This is a genomic window from Blastococcus sp. VKM Ac-2987 (genome assembly GCF_026967805.1).
Lineage (GTDB): Bacteria > Actinomycetota > Actinomycetes > Mycobacteriales > Geodermatophilaceae > Blastococcus.
The window spans coordinates 507,257-523,092 of sequence record NZ_JAPVBG010000003.1 but is presented as its reverse complement, the minus strand read 5'-3'; the positions used below and the strand labels follow the sequence as shown (position 1 = coordinate 523,092).

Annotated in this window: 15 protein-coding genes; 5 read left to right on the top strand and 10 right to left on the bottom strand. The window is 75.1% G+C overall.

Features of this window, described 5'->3' with window-relative positions:
• Window positions 1-63 precede the first annotated feature (63 nt).
• Window positions 64-909, bottom strand: a complete 846-nt coding sequence (locus O2W17_RS17735; RefSeq protein ID WP_269194398.1) for an SDR family NAD(P)-dependent oxidoreductase — start codon at window positions 907-909, stop codon at window positions 64-66.
• On the bottom strand, window positions 909-2,408 hold the full coding sequence (locus O2W17_RS17730; RefSeq protein ID WP_269193767.1) for a flavin-containing monooxygenase: 1,500 nt from the start codon (window positions 2,406-2,408) through the stop codon (window positions 909-911). Before O2W17_RS17730 ends, O2W17_RS17735 begins: the two co-directional genes overlap by 1 nt.
• A 145-nt stretch (window positions 2,409-2,553) precedes the next feature.
• On the opposite strand from O2W17_RS17730, the gene O2W17_RS17725 reads away from it, so the two are divergent.
• Entirely contained in the window at window positions 2,554-3,207 is a 654-nt protein-coding gene (locus O2W17_RS17725) for a TetR/AcrR family transcriptional regulator (RefSeq protein WP_269193766.1), read from the top strand.
• Between the two features lie 12 nt (window positions 3,208-3,219).
• Here the strand turns inward: O2W17_RS17725 and O2W17_RS17720 are convergent, their stop codons facing one another.
• The 3 genes from O2W17_RS17720 to O2W17_RS17710 form a co-directional block, all read right to left on the bottom strand.
• Window positions 3,220-4,140, bottom strand: a complete 921-nt coding sequence (locus O2W17_RS17720) for an SMP-30/gluconolactonase/LRE family protein (RefSeq protein WP_269193765.1) — start codon at window positions 4,138-4,140, stop codon at window positions 3,220-3,222.
• A gap of 78 nt (window positions 4,141-4,218) precedes the next feature.
• On the bottom strand, window positions 4,219-4,731 hold the full coding sequence (locus O2W17_RS17715) for a universal stress protein (RefSeq protein WP_269193764.1): 513 nt from the start codon (window positions 4,729-4,731) through the stop codon (window positions 4,219-4,221).
• Window positions 4,732-4,830: 99 nt separating this feature from the next.
• Window positions 4,831-5,787, bottom strand: coding sequence for a DivIVA domain-containing protein (locus tag O2W17_RS17710; protein WP_269193763.1), 957 nt, complete (start codon window positions 5,785-5,787; stop codon window positions 4,831-4,833).
• Window positions 5,788-6,040: 253 nt separating this feature from the next.
• Here O2W17_RS17710 and O2W17_RS17705 point away from each other — a divergent pair, with 253 nt between their 5' ends.
• The gene (locus tag O2W17_RS17705; RefSeq protein ID WP_269193762.1) at window positions 6,041-7,186 is read left to right on the top strand and encodes an LLM class flavin-dependent oxidoreductase; all 1,146 of its coding nucleotides are present in this window, start codon (window positions 6,041-6,043) and stop codon (window positions 7,184-7,186) included.
• The gene (locus tag O2W17_RS17700) at window positions 7,183-7,809 is read left to right on the top strand and encodes an FMN reductase (RefSeq protein ID WP_269193761.1); all 627 of its coding nucleotides are present in this window, start codon (window positions 7,183-7,185) and stop codon (window positions 7,807-7,809) included. The genes O2W17_RS17705 and O2W17_RS17700 overlap by 4 nt, the downstream gene beginning before the upstream one ends.
• A 60-nt stretch (window positions 7,810-7,869) precedes the next feature.
• Here the strand turns inward: O2W17_RS17700 and O2W17_RS17695 are convergent, their stop codons facing one another.
• The 4 genes from O2W17_RS17695 to O2W17_RS17680 form a co-directional block, all read right to left on the bottom strand.
• Complete coding sequence (locus tag O2W17_RS17695; RefSeq protein ID WP_269193760.1) at window positions 7,870-8,067, bottom strand: hypothetical protein; 198 nt, start codon at window positions 8,065-8,067, stop codon at window positions 7,870-7,872.
• 148 nt (window positions 8,068-8,215) lie between these two features.
• Window positions 8,216-9,790: an FMN-binding glutamate synthase family protein gene (locus tag O2W17_RS17690; RefSeq protein ID WP_269193759.1), complete on the bottom strand. Its 1,575-nt coding sequence runs from the start codon at window positions 9,788-9,790 to the stop codon at window positions 8,216-8,218.
• Window positions 9,791-9,875: 85 nt separating this feature from the next.
• On the bottom strand, window positions 9,876-11,333 hold the full coding sequence (locus tag O2W17_RS17685; RefSeq protein WP_269193758.1) for a GntP family permease: 1,458 nt from the start codon (window positions 11,331-11,333) through the stop codon (window positions 9,876-9,878).
• 15 nt (window positions 11,334-11,348) lie between these two features.
• A complete protein-coding gene (locus tag O2W17_RS17680; protein ID WP_269193757.1) occupies window positions 11,349-12,902 on the bottom strand; it encodes a gluconokinase in 1,554 nt (517 codons plus the stop codon).
• A gap of 134 nt (window positions 12,903-13,036) precedes the next feature.
• Between O2W17_RS17680 and O2W17_RS17675 the strand changes: the two genes are divergently transcribed.
• The gene (locus O2W17_RS17675) at window positions 13,037-13,759 is read left to right on the top strand and encodes a class I SAM-dependent methyltransferase (protein ID WP_269193756.1); all 723 of its coding nucleotides are present in this window, start codon (window positions 13,037-13,039) and stop codon (window positions 13,757-13,759) included.
• Between the two features lie 4 nt (window positions 13,760-13,763).
• On the opposite strand, the gene O2W17_RS17670 is transcribed toward O2W17_RS17675, so the two are convergent.
• Window positions 13,764-15,089: an MFS transporter gene (locus O2W17_RS17670; RefSeq protein ID WP_269193755.1), complete on the bottom strand. Its 1,326-nt coding sequence runs from the start codon at window positions 15,087-15,089 to the stop codon at window positions 13,764-13,766.
• A gap of 97 nt (window positions 15,090-15,186) precedes the next feature.
• Between O2W17_RS17670 and O2W17_RS17665 the strand changes: the two genes are divergently transcribed.
• Complete coding sequence (locus O2W17_RS17665) at window positions 15,187-15,816, top strand: TetR/AcrR family transcriptional regulator (protein ID WP_269193754.1); 630 nt, start codon at window positions 15,187-15,189, stop codon at window positions 15,814-15,816.
• Window positions 15,817-15,836 lie beyond the last annotated feature (20 nt).

The following is a 15,836-nucleotide window of genomic DNA, read 5'->3' as shown; positions in this document are numbered from 1 at the left end:
GTCCGAAGTCCTACCGCCCGCCGCAACCGCTTTTCCCGTCACCGAGCCCCGGCCGGGGTCGGCCTAGGCTGCGCCCTTCGGCTTCGCCGGCGCCGCCCGGCGGGCCATCAGCCGCCAGTAGGTGCCCGGCAGCAGCCGCACGAGGACGTCGGGCACCGTCGCGGTCCAGCCGATGAGCAGCCGCGGCCGGCGCCGCTCGATCGCCGCGACGATCTGCGCGGCGGCGTCCTCCGGCGGCATCCGCAGCAGCTTGGCGAACTGCCTGCGCCCCTCCTCGTACTCCTCCACCGAGACCCCGGAGCCGGTCCGGGCGCTCTCCGCGATCCGGGTGCGGATGCCGCCGGGGTGCACCACGGTCACGCCGATGCCGTCGTCGGCGAGCTCGTGCCGCAGCGCCTCGCTGAACCCGCGCACGGCGAACTTGCTGGCCGCGTAGGCGGCCTGGCCGGCCGGGGCGAAGATGCCGAAGACGCTGGACACGTTGACCACGTGGGCGCCGGGGTGCGCCTTGAGCACCGGCAGCAGGGTGTGGGTGAGCCGGACGACGGCGCGGACGTTGATCGCCATCACCCACTCGAACTCCTCGAGGGTGACCTGGTCGAAGCGCCCGCCGAGCGCCACGCCGGCGTTGTTGACCAGCAGCGTGGTCTCCGGGTGCTCGGCGACGAGCCGCGCGGCCACCCGGGCGGTCGCCTCGTCGTCGGCGAGGTCGACGACGTGGGTGGCGACCCGCAGCGCGGGGTGGTCGGCGCGGATCCGCCCGGCCACCCCGTCGAGCCGCTCGGCGTCGCGGTCGAGCAGCACCAGGTGGCTGCCCCGGCCGGCGAGCTGCCCGGCCAGCGCCTCCCCGATGCCGCTGGCCGCGCCGGTGACGACCGCCGTCCCGCCGGCGAACGCGTAGGGACCCATCACGCTCCAGTCCGCCCGGCCGTGGCGACGGTCCGGGCACCGGCCGGCACGCGCGGCTGGAAGGTCATGCCCTCGTCCTCCAGCGGGCCGCGGCGCATCACCGCGACGTCGCGCAGGTAGTTCTGGTGCAGTCGCCACGGCGCACGGCCGCCCTGCTTCGGCAGCCCGGCGAGGCTGCGCTGCACGTAGCCGGCCGCGAGGTCGAGGAACGGCGCGTCGGCGCCCTCGGGCGGGGCGAGCGGCGTCGCCGAGACGTAGCCGTGCGCGTCCATGTGGTCGAGCAGGCGGCAGACGTAGCCGTTGACCAGGTCGGCCTTGAGCGTCCAGGAGGCGTTCGTGTAGCCGATGACCATGGCGAAGTTGGGCACGCCCGACAGCATCATCCCCTTGTAGGAGACCGTGTCGGCCAGCTCCACCTGCTCCCCGTCCACGGCGATGGTCATCCCGCCCGCCGGGAGCAGGTTCAGCCCGGTGGCGGTGACCACGACGTCGGCGGGCAGGTGCTCCCCCGACGCCAGCTCGATGCCGTCCTCGGTGAAGCCGGCGATCCGGTCGGTGACGATCGAGGCCTTCCCGCGGCGCAGCGCGCGGAACAGGTCGCCGTCGGGCACCAGGCACAGCCGCTGGTCCCACGGGTCGTACGGCGGGTTGAAGTGCGTGTCGACGTCGAACCCGGGCAGCTGCTTCTCGGTGAGCCGGCGGATCATCTTCCGCACCGTCGCGGGTCGGCGGCGGCTGAGCTGGTAGAGCGCGGTGGCCGTGAGGACGTTCTTCCAGCGGACGACCGGATAGGCGATGCGGGCCGGCAGCCGCGTGCGCAGCCACTGCGCCAGCGGGTCACGGCTGGGCAGCGACATGACGTAGCTCGGGGTGCGCTGCAGCATCGTGACGTGCTCGGCCTGCTCGGCGAGGTTGGGCACGAGGGTGACGGCGGTGGCGCCGCTGCCGATGACGACCACCCGCTTGCCGGTGACGTCGAGGTCCTCGGGCCAGTGCTGCGGGTGCACCAGCTGCCCGCCGAAGCGCTCCTCGCCCGCGAAGGAGGGGCGGAAGCCCTCGTCGTAGCGGTAGTACCCGGAGCAGACCGAGAGCCAGGAGCAGGTGAGCTGCACCGTCTCGCCGGTGTCGGTGCGCTCGGCGGTGACCGTCCACCGGCCGTCCGCCGTCGACCACTCCGCGGAGAGGACGCGGTGGTGGTACCGGATCTTGCCGGTGACGCCGTACTCGCGTGCGGTGTCCTCGATGTAGCGGCGGATGGACGGGCCGTCGGCGATCGACGTCGCCTCGTCCCACGGCCGGAAGGAGTAGCCCAGCGTGAACATGTCGGAGTCCGACCGGATCCCCGGGTAGCGGAAGAGGTCCCAGGTGCCGCCGAGGGCCGCCCGGGACTCGAGCAGCAGGTAGCTGGTGCCCGGCCGCTCCAGCTCCAGGTGGCAGGCGGCGCCGATGCCGGAGAGGCCGGCGCCCACGACCAGGACGTCCACGTGCTCGGTTGCCATGCCGTATCTCCGGTTCGCTCGTCCGGCGGGGGCCGGAGCTGGGTCGACCCCGTCACGGGACGATGCGCCGACGACGGTATCGACACCATGTCGAACGAGTCAACAGGGTGTCGAGGACTGCGGTGGTGCGGCTAGTCTGCGTCTCGTGCCGGCTGCCGCGGACGAACTCCCCAGCACCGGGCGCGGCCGCCGGCCGCCCCGGCCGTCCGGCGACGACCGCGAACTGGCGATCCTCACCACCGCCGAGCGGCTCCTCGCCGAGCGGCCGCTGGGGGCCATCTCGGTCGACGACCTCGCGCGCGGCGCGGGGATCTCCCGGCCCACCTTCTACTTCTACTTCTCGTCCAAGGACGCCGTCCTGCTGTCGCTGCTCGACCGCGTCGTCGAGGAGGCCGACACGGCCATGCGCGAGGCGTTCGGCTCCCCCGCGACCGGCGCGCGGGACGGCTGGGCCCGGGCCATCGGCGCCTACTACGACACCTTCCGCGCGCACCGCCCGCTCACCGTCGCCTGGGCGCAGGCCCGGTCCACCAGCGACGAGGTCCGGGGGCTGTGGTCGGCGGTGTTCGAGCGCTGGGTGCAGCAGAGCACCGCGGCCATCGATGCGGAGCGGGCGCGCGGGGCCGCACCGGCGGGGTTGCCCGCGCGCGACCTCGCCGTCGCCCTGACGTCGATGAACGAGCGGGTGCTCTACGCGACCTTCAGCGGGGACGGGCCCGCCGTCGCCGAGGCCGACGTCGTCGAGGTGCTCCTCGGCATCTGGCTGTCGGCGGTCTACGGCGCGGCGATCCCCGACTGAGGCCGCTGCCCGTCAGAGCGCCACGGTCGCCAGCGTGCTGCCGGTGAGGCTGCCGAACCACAGCCGGCCGCCGGCCTCGCGGACGCCGGTGAGCATCTCGAACCCGGCGATCTCCCCGCTGAACCGGTGCACCGTCGCCCCGCGGTCGTCGACGGCCAGGACCCCCAGCGTCCGGCCGGGGCCGGGCTGCAGGCCGGGGGGGAGCATGCTCAGCAGCGCGCGCAGCGCTGCGGGCAGCCGGTGGACGGCGGCCAGCGCGGCGACGCGGGGGCTCGGCAGGGTGATCCACACCAGGCCGTCGGACCCGAGCGCGATGTTGTCCGGGTGGCCGGGGAGGTCGTCGACGAAGACCTCCGCGGTGCCGGCACGCGCGCCGGTCAGCCACACCCGGTGCACCCGCGCCGCACCGGTCTCGGCGACGGCCACCCAGGACCCGTCGGCGGCCAGGGCGACCCCGTTGGCGAACTCCAGGCCGCCGAGCAGCTCGGTCACCGCACCGTCGGGCGTCCGCCGGAACAGCCGGCCGGTGGCGGTCCGCCGGACCAGGTCGGCGCGCCACTGCGGGATGCGGAACCGCTGCGAGGAATCGGTGAAGTAGATCGTCCCATCGGCGGCGACGGCGGCGTTGTTCACCGCCTCGAGCCGGGCACCGGCCACCCGGTCGACCAGCGTCCGCACGGCCCCGTCGGCGAGCGAGACCGCCAGCAGGCCGGCATCGGAGGCGCAGACCAGCAGCTCGTCGTCCCCGAGGAGCTCCAGTCCCAGCGGCCGGCCCGGCACCTCCGCCACCGTCTCCACCGGGCCGGTGAACCCGGCGACGCGCACGATCCGCCCGTCGGCCAGGCCGGTGTACACCCGCCCGGCCGCGTCGACCACGACGTCCTCGGGCCCCTCGCCGACCGGCACCACCGTCGTCCCACCGAAGTCGCGCACGCCGGTCCTCCCGCTCCCCCCGCGGTCGGTCCGCAGGTCAGCGGCAGTGTGCCCGACGGCCCCGGCCGGGCCGCGCGGTCACTCCCCGACGGCGGCGGAGCCGGCCTCGGCGGTGGTGAAGTCGCGGCCGCCGGCACCGGTGCGGACCACGGTGACCGGGCAGGCCGCGTGGTGCACCAGCTGGTCGCTGACCGAGCCGAGCAGCAGCCCGGCGAACCCGCCGCGGCCGCGCGCACCGACGACCAGCAGGCTGGCGCCCTCGGCGGCGGCGAGCATCGCCGCCACCGCCGGGCGGTGGACGGCGTGGCAGGTGACCCGCGTGGCCGGGTCCAGCCCGGCCGCCGCGACGTGCGCCTCCAGCTCGTCCAGCACCGCCTGCTCCCAGTCGGTCAGCGGCGGCACGTAGCCGGGCTCCCAGCTGCTCGGCTGCGGCGCGGTGGTCATCGACCAGGCGCGCACCACGTGCAGGTCGACGTCGGCCCGGCGGGCCAGCCGCGCAGCCCACCGGAGCGCCTCCTGCGCGCACTTGGAGCCGTCGTGGCCGACCACGACGCCACCCTCGACCTGCACGACCTCACGGACCTCGTCCACCGCTGACCTCCTCATTCCTGCCTGCTGGCGCGATCACTGTCTCCGTGAGCCTCTCATCACCCGGCGACCCGCACGTCACCGGCGGCCGGCGGCGCGCCGTCAGCCCGACACGGGCTCCGGCCGGGCCCCCAGGAGCGCGAGCTCGTCGGCCGGCGGCACGCCCACCGCCTGGAGCGCCGCACCGATCCGGTCGGTGAGGCACCGCAGCGACTCCCGAGCCTGGTCCCGCTGGCGGCAGAGGTCGTCCACCTCCGCGCGGACGGCGGCCAGCCGGGCGCCGGCGAGGTCGTCGGCGGACTCGCGGTCCCGCTGCGCCTGCGCCGCGGCCTGCTCGAGCTCGGCGGCGGTCGCCGCGGCGAGCGCCGCCCGCTCGGCAGCGGCCTCGGCGGCCAGCCGGTCGCGCTCCGCCGCCGCCTCCGCGGCGAGCCGGTCCTGCTCCGCCGCCGCCTCGGCGGCCGCGCGGTCGCGCTCGGCGGCGGCGACCCGGAGCAGCTCGGCGGCCTCGGCCTGCGCCTTCTCCAGCGCCGCCACCGCTTCGGCCCGGTCCCGCTGGGCGTTCACCCGGAGCTGGTCGGCGACGTCGATCGCCAGCTCCTTGATCTCGTGCGCCTTGCGCAGCCGGGCGTCGGCCTCGAGCCGGGCGTCGGCGAGGATCTGCGCCGCATCCGCCTCGGCGGCCTCGAGAACCTGGGCCGCCTGGTTCTCCGCGAGCCGCAGCACCTCCCCGACGCGGGCGCTGACCCCCGGCCGCTCACGCCCGACGGGCTGCTCGGCGAGCAGCCGACGGGAGATCTCCAGCTCCGTCCCGCAGGCGACCACGCGGTCGAGCAGGTGCTCCCGCTCGCGCTGCGCCGCCGTGAGCTCGCCCTCGGCCCACGCGACGTAGTTGTCCACCTCGATCCGGTCGTAGCCGCGCAGCGCGCCGCGGAAGGCCGGTCGGTGGTCCAGCAGCGCCTCCAGGGCGCCCGCCGGACGCTGGACCCGGGCCTCGGGCCCCTCCGGCGGCACCCCCTCGTCCTGGACACGGTTGGCGACGAACTCGACGTGCCGGAGCATCCGGATGGCCCCCCTGGGAAGTAGGTGAGGCGGAATCTGCCAGAGCACCACCCGACGCGCGGGCCGCTGTGACGGGTCCGTGACCCGTGTCGCGGGCACCCCGGCGGCGTCACGCCGGGGCGTACCGGGACGACTACGCGGCGCTGCCGCCGACGCCCGCCCCACCCTTTCGGACCGGCCGGGCATAGCGCAGGGGTGCGGCACGTTGCCCGGACGTAGATGATTGCACTCTCAACCAGATGCGGAGATCGAGATGCAGTTCGGCGTCTTCACCGTCAGCGACATCACCACCGACCCGACGACCGGGCGCACGCCCACCGAGGCGGAGCGGCTGAAGGCGGTGCTGGCGATCGCGCAGAAGGCCGAGGAGGTCGGTCTCGACGTCTTCGCCCTCGGCGAGCACCACAACCCGCCGTTCTTCTCCTCCTCCCCCACCACCACGCTCGCGTGGATCGCGGCACGGACGTCGACGCTGCAGCTGTCCACGTCGACGATGCTGATCACCACCAACGACCCGGTGAAGATCGCCGAGGACTACGCGATGCTGCAGCACCTGGCCGAGGGCCGGGTGGATCTGATGATGGGCCGCGGGAACACCGGTCCGGTCTACCCCTGGTTCGGGCAGGACATCCGCAACGGCATCGAGCTGGCGATCGAGAACTACGCGCTGCTGCGCCGGCTGTGGACCGAGGACGTCGTCGACTGGCAGGGCAAGCACCGCACCCCGCTGCAGGGCTTCACCTCCACGCCGCGGCCGCTCGACGGGGTGCCGCCGTTCGTCTGGCACGGCTCGATCCGCTCGCCGCAGATCGCCGAGCAGGCCGCGTACTACGGCGACGGCTTCTTCCACAACCACATCTTCTGGCCGCCCGAGCACACCCAGCGGATGGTGGAGTTCTACCGCCGCCGCTACGCGCACTACGGCCATGGCGGCGCCGACCAGGCGATCGTCGGCCTCGGCGGTCAGGTCTTCATGCGGAAGAACAGCCAGGACGCCGTCGCCGAGTTCCGCCCGTACTTCGACAACGCGCCGGTCTACGGCCACGGCCCCTCGCTGGAGGACTTCTCGGCCCAGACGCCCCTGACCGTCGGCAGCCCGCAGCAGGTCATCGAGCGGACGCTAGGCTTCCGCGACTACGTCGGCGACTACCAGCGGCAGCTGTTCCTCATCGACCACGCCGGGCTGCCGCTGAAGACGGTGCTCGAGCAGCTGGACATCCTCGGCGAGGAGGTCGTCCCCGTGCTCCGCCGCGAGTTCGCGGCGCTCAAGCCGGCGCACGTGCCCGACGCGCCGACGCACGCCGCGCGGGTGGCCGCGGCCGGCGGCACGGAGGACGCCACCGTCCCCGCCGCCGCCGACGGCGTCACCGGGCGGACGGCGGAGGCGGTGGCGCGATGAGCACCCGCACGCTCGCCGTCGTCAGCGCCGGGCTGGCCGTCCCGTCGTCCACCCGGCTGCTGGCCGACCGGCTGACGACCGCGACGGTCGACGCGCTGCGCGAACGGGGCGTCACCACCACCGTCGAGGTGGTGGAGCTGCGGCAGCGCGCCCGCGACCTCGCCGACAACCTGGTCACCGGGTTCGCCGGCGAGGCGCTGCGCGGCGCCGTGGACACGGTGGTCGGGGCCGACGGGCTGATCGCGGTGACGCCGATCTTCTCGGCGTCCTACAGCGGGCTGTTCAAGACCTTCTTCGACGTCCTCGACCGCGACGCCCTGACCGGGAAGCCGGTGCTGCTCGGCGCGACCGCCGGCACCGCCCGGCACTCGCTGGCCCTGGAGCACGCGATGCGGCCGCTGTTCGCGTACCTGCGCGCCACGGTCGCCCCCACCGCGGTCTTCGCCGCCTCCGAGGACTGGGCCGGCGGCGAGGTCGGCAGCCCGGCCCTCACCGGCCGGGTGCACCGGGCCGCCGGGGAACTCGCCGACCTGGTGGCCGGGCGGCCGCCGGCCGCACCGGCGGATCCGTTCGCCGACCCGGCGACCTCCTTCGAGGACCTGCTCCGCGGCTCCGGCGCCTGACGCCGGCCGGCTCCCGCGCGCACACCGCCGCGGCGACGTGCGGGCGGGACGCCGGCGAGGTCAGTCGTCCTCCTCCTCCTCCTCGAGGTCGCCGCCCTCCTCGCCGCCTTCCTCCTCGCCGCCTTCCTCCTCGACGATGCCGCCCTCCTCGGCGCCTTCCTCGCCACCGCAGGCGGTCATGGTGAACGACGCGGCCGCGATGGCCAGCGCGGCCGCACCGGCGCGCAGGCGACGGGTGGGCAGGGACGTGCGGTTCATGGGCTCTCCTCCAGGGCGGCCGACAGGGGGTCGGGAGCGGGTGTACCTCGCCCGGCGGTACCCCGCCCCGGCCACCCCATCCCGAACCGCGGCGACGTCAACGGTCCGCCCGGCGGGCTCCACGGCGGTGCGAGCACCGGCCACCTGCTCAGCCGACGGCGTCCTCCGACGGCGGCGCGGAGCCGCCCTCGGGCGCCTCGCCGGTCATGAGCGCGACGACGGCGGCCCGGTCCTCGGCTGACGGCAGGCCCCACCCCGGCTCGTAGCCGTAGACCTCGCGGAGCGGGCGGGACGCGGTCCGGCCGGTGAGCACCTCGACGGAGTCGGTGTCGATCAGCCCGGGGTGCTCGACGCCGCAGGCCTCGGCCACCTTCAGCAGGTCGCGGCGCAGCGTGCTGATGTAGTTGGCGGCCCGGGTCGACTTCAGCGCCGGGTCGAGCCCGTGCTCCAGCCACGCGTTCTGCGTCGCCACCCCGGTCGGGCAGGTGTCGGTGTGGCACTTCTGCGCCTGGATGCAGCCGATGGCGAGCATCGCCTCCCGCCCGACGTTGACCATGTCGCAGCCGAGCGCGAAGGCGACCACCGCGTTGTCGGGGAGGCCGAGCTTCCCCGCGCCGATGAACACGACGTCGTCGGCCAGGCCCGCGCGCGCGAACGTGGCGTGCACGCGGGAGAAGCCGAGCGCGAAGGGCAACGACACCGAGTCGGTGAAGATCAGCGGCGCGGCGCCGGTACCGCCCTCGCCCCCGTCGATCGTCACGAAGTCCACGCCGCGGCCGGTGCTCGCCATCAACCCGGTGAGCTCGTCCCAGAACTCCATGTCGCCGACGGCCGACTTGATGCCCACCGGCAGCCCCGTCTCGGCGGCGAGCAGCTCCACCCAGTCCAGCAGGCTGTCGGTGTCGGAGAACTCCGCGTGCCGGGACGGACTGATGCAGTCGACGCCCTCCCGGACGCCCCGGGTCGCGGCGATCTCGGCCGACACCTTGGCCGCCGGCAGCACCCCGCCCAGGCCGGGCTTCGCACCCTGGCTCAGCTTGATCTCCAACGCGCGGACCGGCGCTGACGCCACCAGGTCCTTGAGCTTGTCGAGATCGAACCGCCCGTGCTCGTCGCGGCAGCCGAAGTAGGCGGTGCCGATCTGGTAGACCAGCTCCCCGCCGTGCCGGTGGTACCGGGAGACGCCACCCTCCCCCGTGTTGTGCAGGCACCCGGCGAGCGCGGCACCGCGGTTGAGCGCCTCCACCGCGGCGCCGGACAGCGAGCCGTAGCTCATCGCCGAGATGTTCACGACCGACGGGGGCCGGAAGGCGCCGGCGCGCCCGCGGGCGGCACCGAGCACCTTGGCGCACGGGAGGGAGACGTCCTGGCCGGCCTGCACGTGCGTGGCCGGGACCGCCCGGCCGAAGGTGCGGTGCTTGATCACCGGGTACCCGGCGGTGTACTCCAGGTCGTTGTCGGTGCCGAAGGCGAAGTAGTTGTTGTCCCGCTTGCTCGAGGCGTAGACCCAGCGGCGCTGGTCGCGGGTGAACGGCCGCTCCTCGTTGTTGCCGGCCACCAGGTACTGGCGGAGCTCTGGCCCGATCGACTCGAGCAGGTAGCGGGCGTGGCCCACCACCGGGAAGTTGCGCAGCAGGGTGTGCTCGCGCTGGAGCAGGTCACGGACGGCGACCGCGGCCAGGGCGGAGAGGCCGGCTGCGGCAGCGCGCGGGAGAAGCGGCATGCCCCACTATCGCGCGGTCGGGCCGGCCGCGCAGGCGCGGGCGACGTGGCGGGCGGGCAGCCCGCCCGCCCCGCCTGCCGCCGGGTCAGAGGAACAGGCTGAGCACCAGCGCCAGCACGAAGCCGATCGTGCCGAGCAGCGTCTCCATCACCGTCCACGTCTTGAGCGTGGTCTTCTCGTCCATCTGGAAGAACCGGCTGACCAGCCAGAACCCCGAGTCGTTGACGTGCGAGAGCACGGTCGCGCCGCCGGCGATCGCGATGACGATGAGCGCGAGGTCCGGGGAGCTGAGGCCGTCGGTGGCCGCGACCACGGGCGCGATCAGGCCCGCCGCGGTGGTCAGGGCCACCGTGGCCGAGCCCTGCGCCACCCGGATCAGGGCGGAGATGACGAACGCCGCGACGATGACCGGCAGGCCGATGTCACCGAGCACGTCGGCCAGCGCGGCTCCGATGCCGCTGGCCCGCAGCACGCCGCCGAACATGCCGCCCGCGCCGGTGATCAGGATGATCGCGCAGACCGGGCCCAGCGCGCTGTTGAGCACCGATTCCACCTCGGCGCCGCTGTCACCCCGACGACGGCCGAGCACCCACATGGCCACCAGGACGGTGAGGAGCAGCGCGATGGGCGTGGCCCCGATCAGCTGACCCCAGCGGACCACGGTCGATTCCTCGTCCACGATCCCCTCGGCGGCGAGCGTGGTCAGGCCGGTGTTCATGAAGATCAGCAGCATCGGCAGGAGCAGCAGCGAGATCACGGTCGCGAACCGCGGCGGTGCGGGCCGGGTCGCCGTCTCCGTGCCCGTCCGCCCGGACGCGATCCCCGGCGAGCTGCCCTCGACCGAGGCGTCCGGGGCGTCGTCGGCCGTCTTCGCCTCGCCGGACAGGATGTTCGGGACGGGCAGCTCGAACCGGCGCCCGGCCCACAGGCCGAACAGGTAGCTGCCGAGGAACCAGGTCGGGACGCCGATGAGCAGCCCGAACACCAGCACCAGGCCGATGTCGGCACCGATCAGCCCGGCCGCCGCGACCGGCCCCGGGTGCGGCGGCACGAACGCATGCATGACGGCGAACGCGCCGGCCACCGGCAGCCCGTAGGTCAGCAGCGAGCCGCCCAGCCGGCGGGCCACGGTGAACACGATGGGCAGGAAGACGACGAGCCCGGCGTCGAAGAAGATCGGGAAGCCGAAGAGCAGCGCGGCGATGCCCAGGGCGAGCGGCGCCCGCTGCTCGCCGAAGCGCCCGATCAGGCTGTCGGCGAGCACCTGGGCGCCACCGCTGTGCTCGAACAGCCGGCCGAGCATCGCCCCGATGCCCACCAGCAGCGCGACACTGGCCAACGTCGCGCCGAAGCCGGTGGTCATCACCTCCACCACGTCCTCGAGCGGCACCCGTGCCGCCAGGGCCACCGCCAGGCTGACCAGGACCAGCGCCAGGAAGGCGTGCAGCTTCACCTTCATGATCAGGAAGAGCAGGACGCCGACCGCGGCCGCGGCGATCAGCAGCAGCGGTCCGGCACCCAGCGCCGGTTCGACGTCCGTCATGGCTCCTCCAGGAGGTCAGGTGGGTCGGGTCGGGGTGTCGTCCAGGGCGTCGAGGGTGGTGAGGACGTCGACCAGCGCCTCGGTGGACCGGTCGACGAGCGGGCGCAGCCGCCGGTAGACCGCCACGGCGTCGGGGTTGGGCAGCACGGGGTCGTGCACGGCGACCAGCGAGGTGGCGGCGTCCAGGTCGGGCAGCTCGCCGAGGGCGTGCCAGCCCAGCAGGCAGGCGCCGAGCCCGGTGCCCTCCGGGGACTCGGCGACGCGCACCGGCAGGTCGAGGGCGGCCGCCAGGGTCCGGATCCACAGCGGCGAGGCGACCGCGCCCCCGGTGGCCCGCACCTCCCGCACCGGCACGTCGGTGGCGTCGAAGGCGTCCCGCACCAGCGCCAGCTGCTGGCAGACCCCCTCCACCGCGGCCCGGACCAGGTGCGGGCGCCCGTGCTCGCGGCGCAGCCCGAGGTAGGCCCCGCGCATCCCCGACCGCCACCAGGGCGCCCGCTCGCCCAGCAGGTAGGGCAGGCAGATCAGCCCGGAGCTGCCCACCGGCACGGACCCGGCCTCGGCCAGCAGCCGGGCGTCGAGCTCGTCGGCCGCCTCCCCCTCGGGGGCGGGTGCGCCGTCCAGCCCGGCGGCCAGCGCCTGCGCTGCCCACCGCACGACCGATCCGCCGTTGTTGATCGCGCCGCCCACCACCCAGGCGTCGTCGGTGAGCGCGTAGCAGAACAGCCGGCGGCCGGGGTCCACCGTCGGGGCCGGGACGACGACGCGCATCGCCCCGCTCGTGCCGAGGGAGACCGCGGCGACGTCGGAGCGCACCGCGCCGATGCCGAGGTTGGCCAGCACCCCGTCGGAGGCGCCGATGACCACGGGCAGCCCGGCCGGCAGCCCGGTGGCCGCCGCCACCTCCGGCAGCAGCCCCGGCAGCACCGCCGTCGTCGGCAGCACCTCCCCCAGCTGACCGGCACGCACGCCGGCGATCTGCATCGCCTCCTCGTCCCAGCGGCCGGCCCGGATGTCGTACAGCCCGGTCGCGGACGCGCAGGAGCGGTCGACCAGGTGCGGCCCGCCGCACAGCGTCGCCACCACCAGCTCCTTGACCCCGCCCCAGCGCGGCACCGCGGCCAGCCGGTCGGCGTCCTGCGCCCGCTCCCACGACAGCTTCACCAGCGGCGACATCGCGTGCACCGGGGTGCCCGTCCGGGCGTGCAGATCCGGCGCCCGGCCGTCGGCGACCAGCGCCTGGGCCCACTGCGCGGCCCGGTCGTCGGCCCAGGTGACGAGTGGCCCCAGCGGGCGCCCCTCCCGGTCGAGGGGGACCAGGCCGTGCATGGCGGCGCACAGGGTGACCGCGACGACGGTGTCGCCGCGCTCCCGGGCGCAGGCGGTGATCTCGGCGAGCGCCGTCACGGCCGCGGACGCCAGGGCCTCGGACTCCAGCTCCGCCCGGCCGGGCGCCGGCACGAGCAGCGGGTAGGCCACGCTGACGACGTCGCGGACCCGCCCGTCGGACCCGGCCGTCACCGCCTTCGTCGCCGTCGTCCCGGAGTCGAGACCGACCACGACGTCCACAGCACCCCTCTCGACCGGCTCTTCGCGCTGGCCGCATCGTGCCCGCCCCCGGAGGTGGGCGGCAACCGCTCGGCGCACGACCGCGACGGCGGCTCCCGCGGCCGCGGTGGCCGGTGCCCCTAGACTGCGCCGCCGTGCAGCTCTCCACGATCACCGGTCGCGTCGTCCGGCACGCGCGTACCCGCGGCGCGGGCCCCGTCCTGGCCGACTGCGCGAGCTGGGGGGCCCGGTGGCTGGCCGGGCGGGCGCGGGCCGGGCGGCCGTCGACGGCGACCTTCGAGGTCGACGGCACCGCCCACGCCTACCTGCGGCACCCCTACAACTACACCTGGCTCAACGAGCGCGCGGTGGAGGTCCCGCTGGCCGCGGCGGTGCTCGCCGGCGCCGGGCCGGGTGCACGGGTGCTCGAGGTCGGCAACGTGCTCGCCCACTACCGGCCGGTGGACCACGCCGTCGTCGACAAGTACGAGCGCGCACCGGGCGTGCGCAACGTCGACGTCGTCGACATCGACCTGCCGGGGCCCTTCGACCTGGTCCTGGCCGTGAGCACGCTGGAGCACGTCGGCCTCGACGAGGCGGTGCAGGACCCGGGGAAGCCGGCCCGGGCCATCGCGCACCTGCGCTCCCTGCTGGCGCCCGGCGGGCGGCTGTGGTGCACGATCCCGGCGGGCTACAACCCGGCGCTCGACGAGCGGCTGCACACCGACGGCCTGGGCGCGACCCGCCTGACCGCGCTGCGCCGCACCGGCCGGGACAACCGGTGGGAGCAGGTCCCGCTTGCGCAGGTCCGGGACGTCCCCTACGACTGGCTGCTGTACACCGCCCACGCCGTGGTGGTGGCCGAGTTCGGGCGCTGACCCCTCAGCGGGGGGCCGACGTGCCGCGCAGCCGGGCGCGCACGGCCTCGTGCAGCGGCGCCAGGACGACGCCGTCGCGGGCGAGCCGGGCCCGGAGCTCGCGCCGGTGCCGCAGCACCCCGACCAGGCCGATCGCCCAGAAGACGTACTGGACGGCGAAGGCCGCCCGGAACGCATCGAGGCCGTAGTCGGCGGACGCTCCCGGGGTCTGCAGGTCCAGCACCGCGCCGATGGCCAGGATGGTCAGCAGCGAGGCGACGAAGCCGCCCACGTTGACCACCCCGCTGGCGCTGCCCAGGCGCTCCACCGGGTTCTCCGTGCGGGCGTAGTCGAAGCCGATCATCGAGCCGGGGCCGTTCGTGCCGAGCACCATCACGAGCGCGATCAGCACCGGCAGCGGTGCGCGGCCGGGCCAGAGCAGCACGACCGTCCACATCGAGACGGTGGCGCCCAGGATGGTGAAGACCAGGACCGACCGGCGCAGCGGCCAGCGCCCGCACAGCCGGCCCAGCAGCGGCCCCACGCCCATGCCGACCAGGACCAGCAGGGTGAGCAGCCCGGCCGCGGTGCCCGGGGCGAGCCCCTGCCCGACAACCAGGAACGGGTAGCCCCACAGCAGGGCGAACACGGTGCCGGAGAACTGGGTGACCAGGTGGGTGTAGAGGCCCATCCGGGTGCCCGGCTCCCGCCAGGTGTCGGCGAGGCTGCGGCGCACGGCGGCCAGCCCGACGGCCGGGCCGCGGACGCTGCCGTCCGGTGCGTCGCGCAGCGCCACCAGCACGAGGACGGCGACGAGCAGGCCGGTCGCGGCCGCGCCCAGGAACGTCGCCTCCCACGAGGTGCCGTGCAGCAGGGCGACCAGCGGGTAGGCGGCCGCGATCGAGCCGAGCTGGCCCAGGATGCCGGTCAGCTGGGTGACCAGCGGGACGGTGCGCCCGGGGAACCAGACCGAGACCAGCCGCAGCACGCTGATGAAGGTCATGGCGTCGCCGGCGCCCACCAGCACCCGGGCGGCCACCGCCGTCGGTACCCCGGTCGCCAGGGCCAGCGCCAGCTGCCCGGCGGCCATCGTGACCGCACCGGCCAGGATCATCCGGCGGGACCCGAACCGGTCCAGCGCCACCCCGACGGGCACCTGCAGCCCGGCGTAGACCGCCAGCTGCAGCACGAGGAACAGCGACACCGCCGAGGCACCGGCGGAGAACCGCTCCTGCGCGTCGACCGCCGCGACACCGAGCGAGGACCGGTGGAAGACGGCGACGACGTAGGCCAGCAGCCCCACCGCCCACACGGTGTACGCACGTGCGGTCGCCCGCTCAGGAGCCGTCATGTCCACCTCGTACCCGACACCGGGAGCACCCCGTGGCCTTCCCGCCTCCGGGAGTGAGTTCCCTCACCGAGGGGACCGCCCGTGAGATTCTGCCTGTGTGCACACCCTTGTCGACCCCACCGCGGACCCCGGGCTCGACGACGCGCACCGGCGGGGCCGGATCCTGTGGGCCCTCGCCGACTGCATGGCGGAGAAGGGCTACCAGGCGACGACGATCTCCGACATCGCCCGGGCGGCCCGCGTCTCCAAGACCGTCGTCTACGCGCACTTCCGGGACAAGGAGGAGTGCCTGCTCGAGCTCTACTCGCGCGCCAACGACACGGTGCTCGCCACCGTCCGCCGGGCGCAGGAGGACGCGCACGCGGCCGGGCTGCCGTGGCCGGAGCGCCTCCGGGCGGGCCTCGCCGCCTACCTGGGCACCCTCGCGGCCGGTCCCGCCGTCGCGTGGGCGTCCCTGGTGGAGGTGCAGGCGGCCGGCCGGCAGGCGCAGGCGCTGCGCCGGCGGGTGGTGGACACCTACGTCGACCTGCTCGTCGAGGTCGTCGGGGGGCTGGCCCGGGAGCACCCCGACGAGGTGCGCCCGCTCCCCCGCGAGCTGGTGCTGGCCGCCGTCGGCGGGATCAACGAGCTGATGCTGGCCCGCGTCGAGCGCGGCGAGGCCGAGCGGCTGCTCGAGGACGTCGACGCCGCCACCGCGACTCTCGTCGGCCTGCTGCAGCAGCGCTGATCCACCGCGCCGCCCGCGCC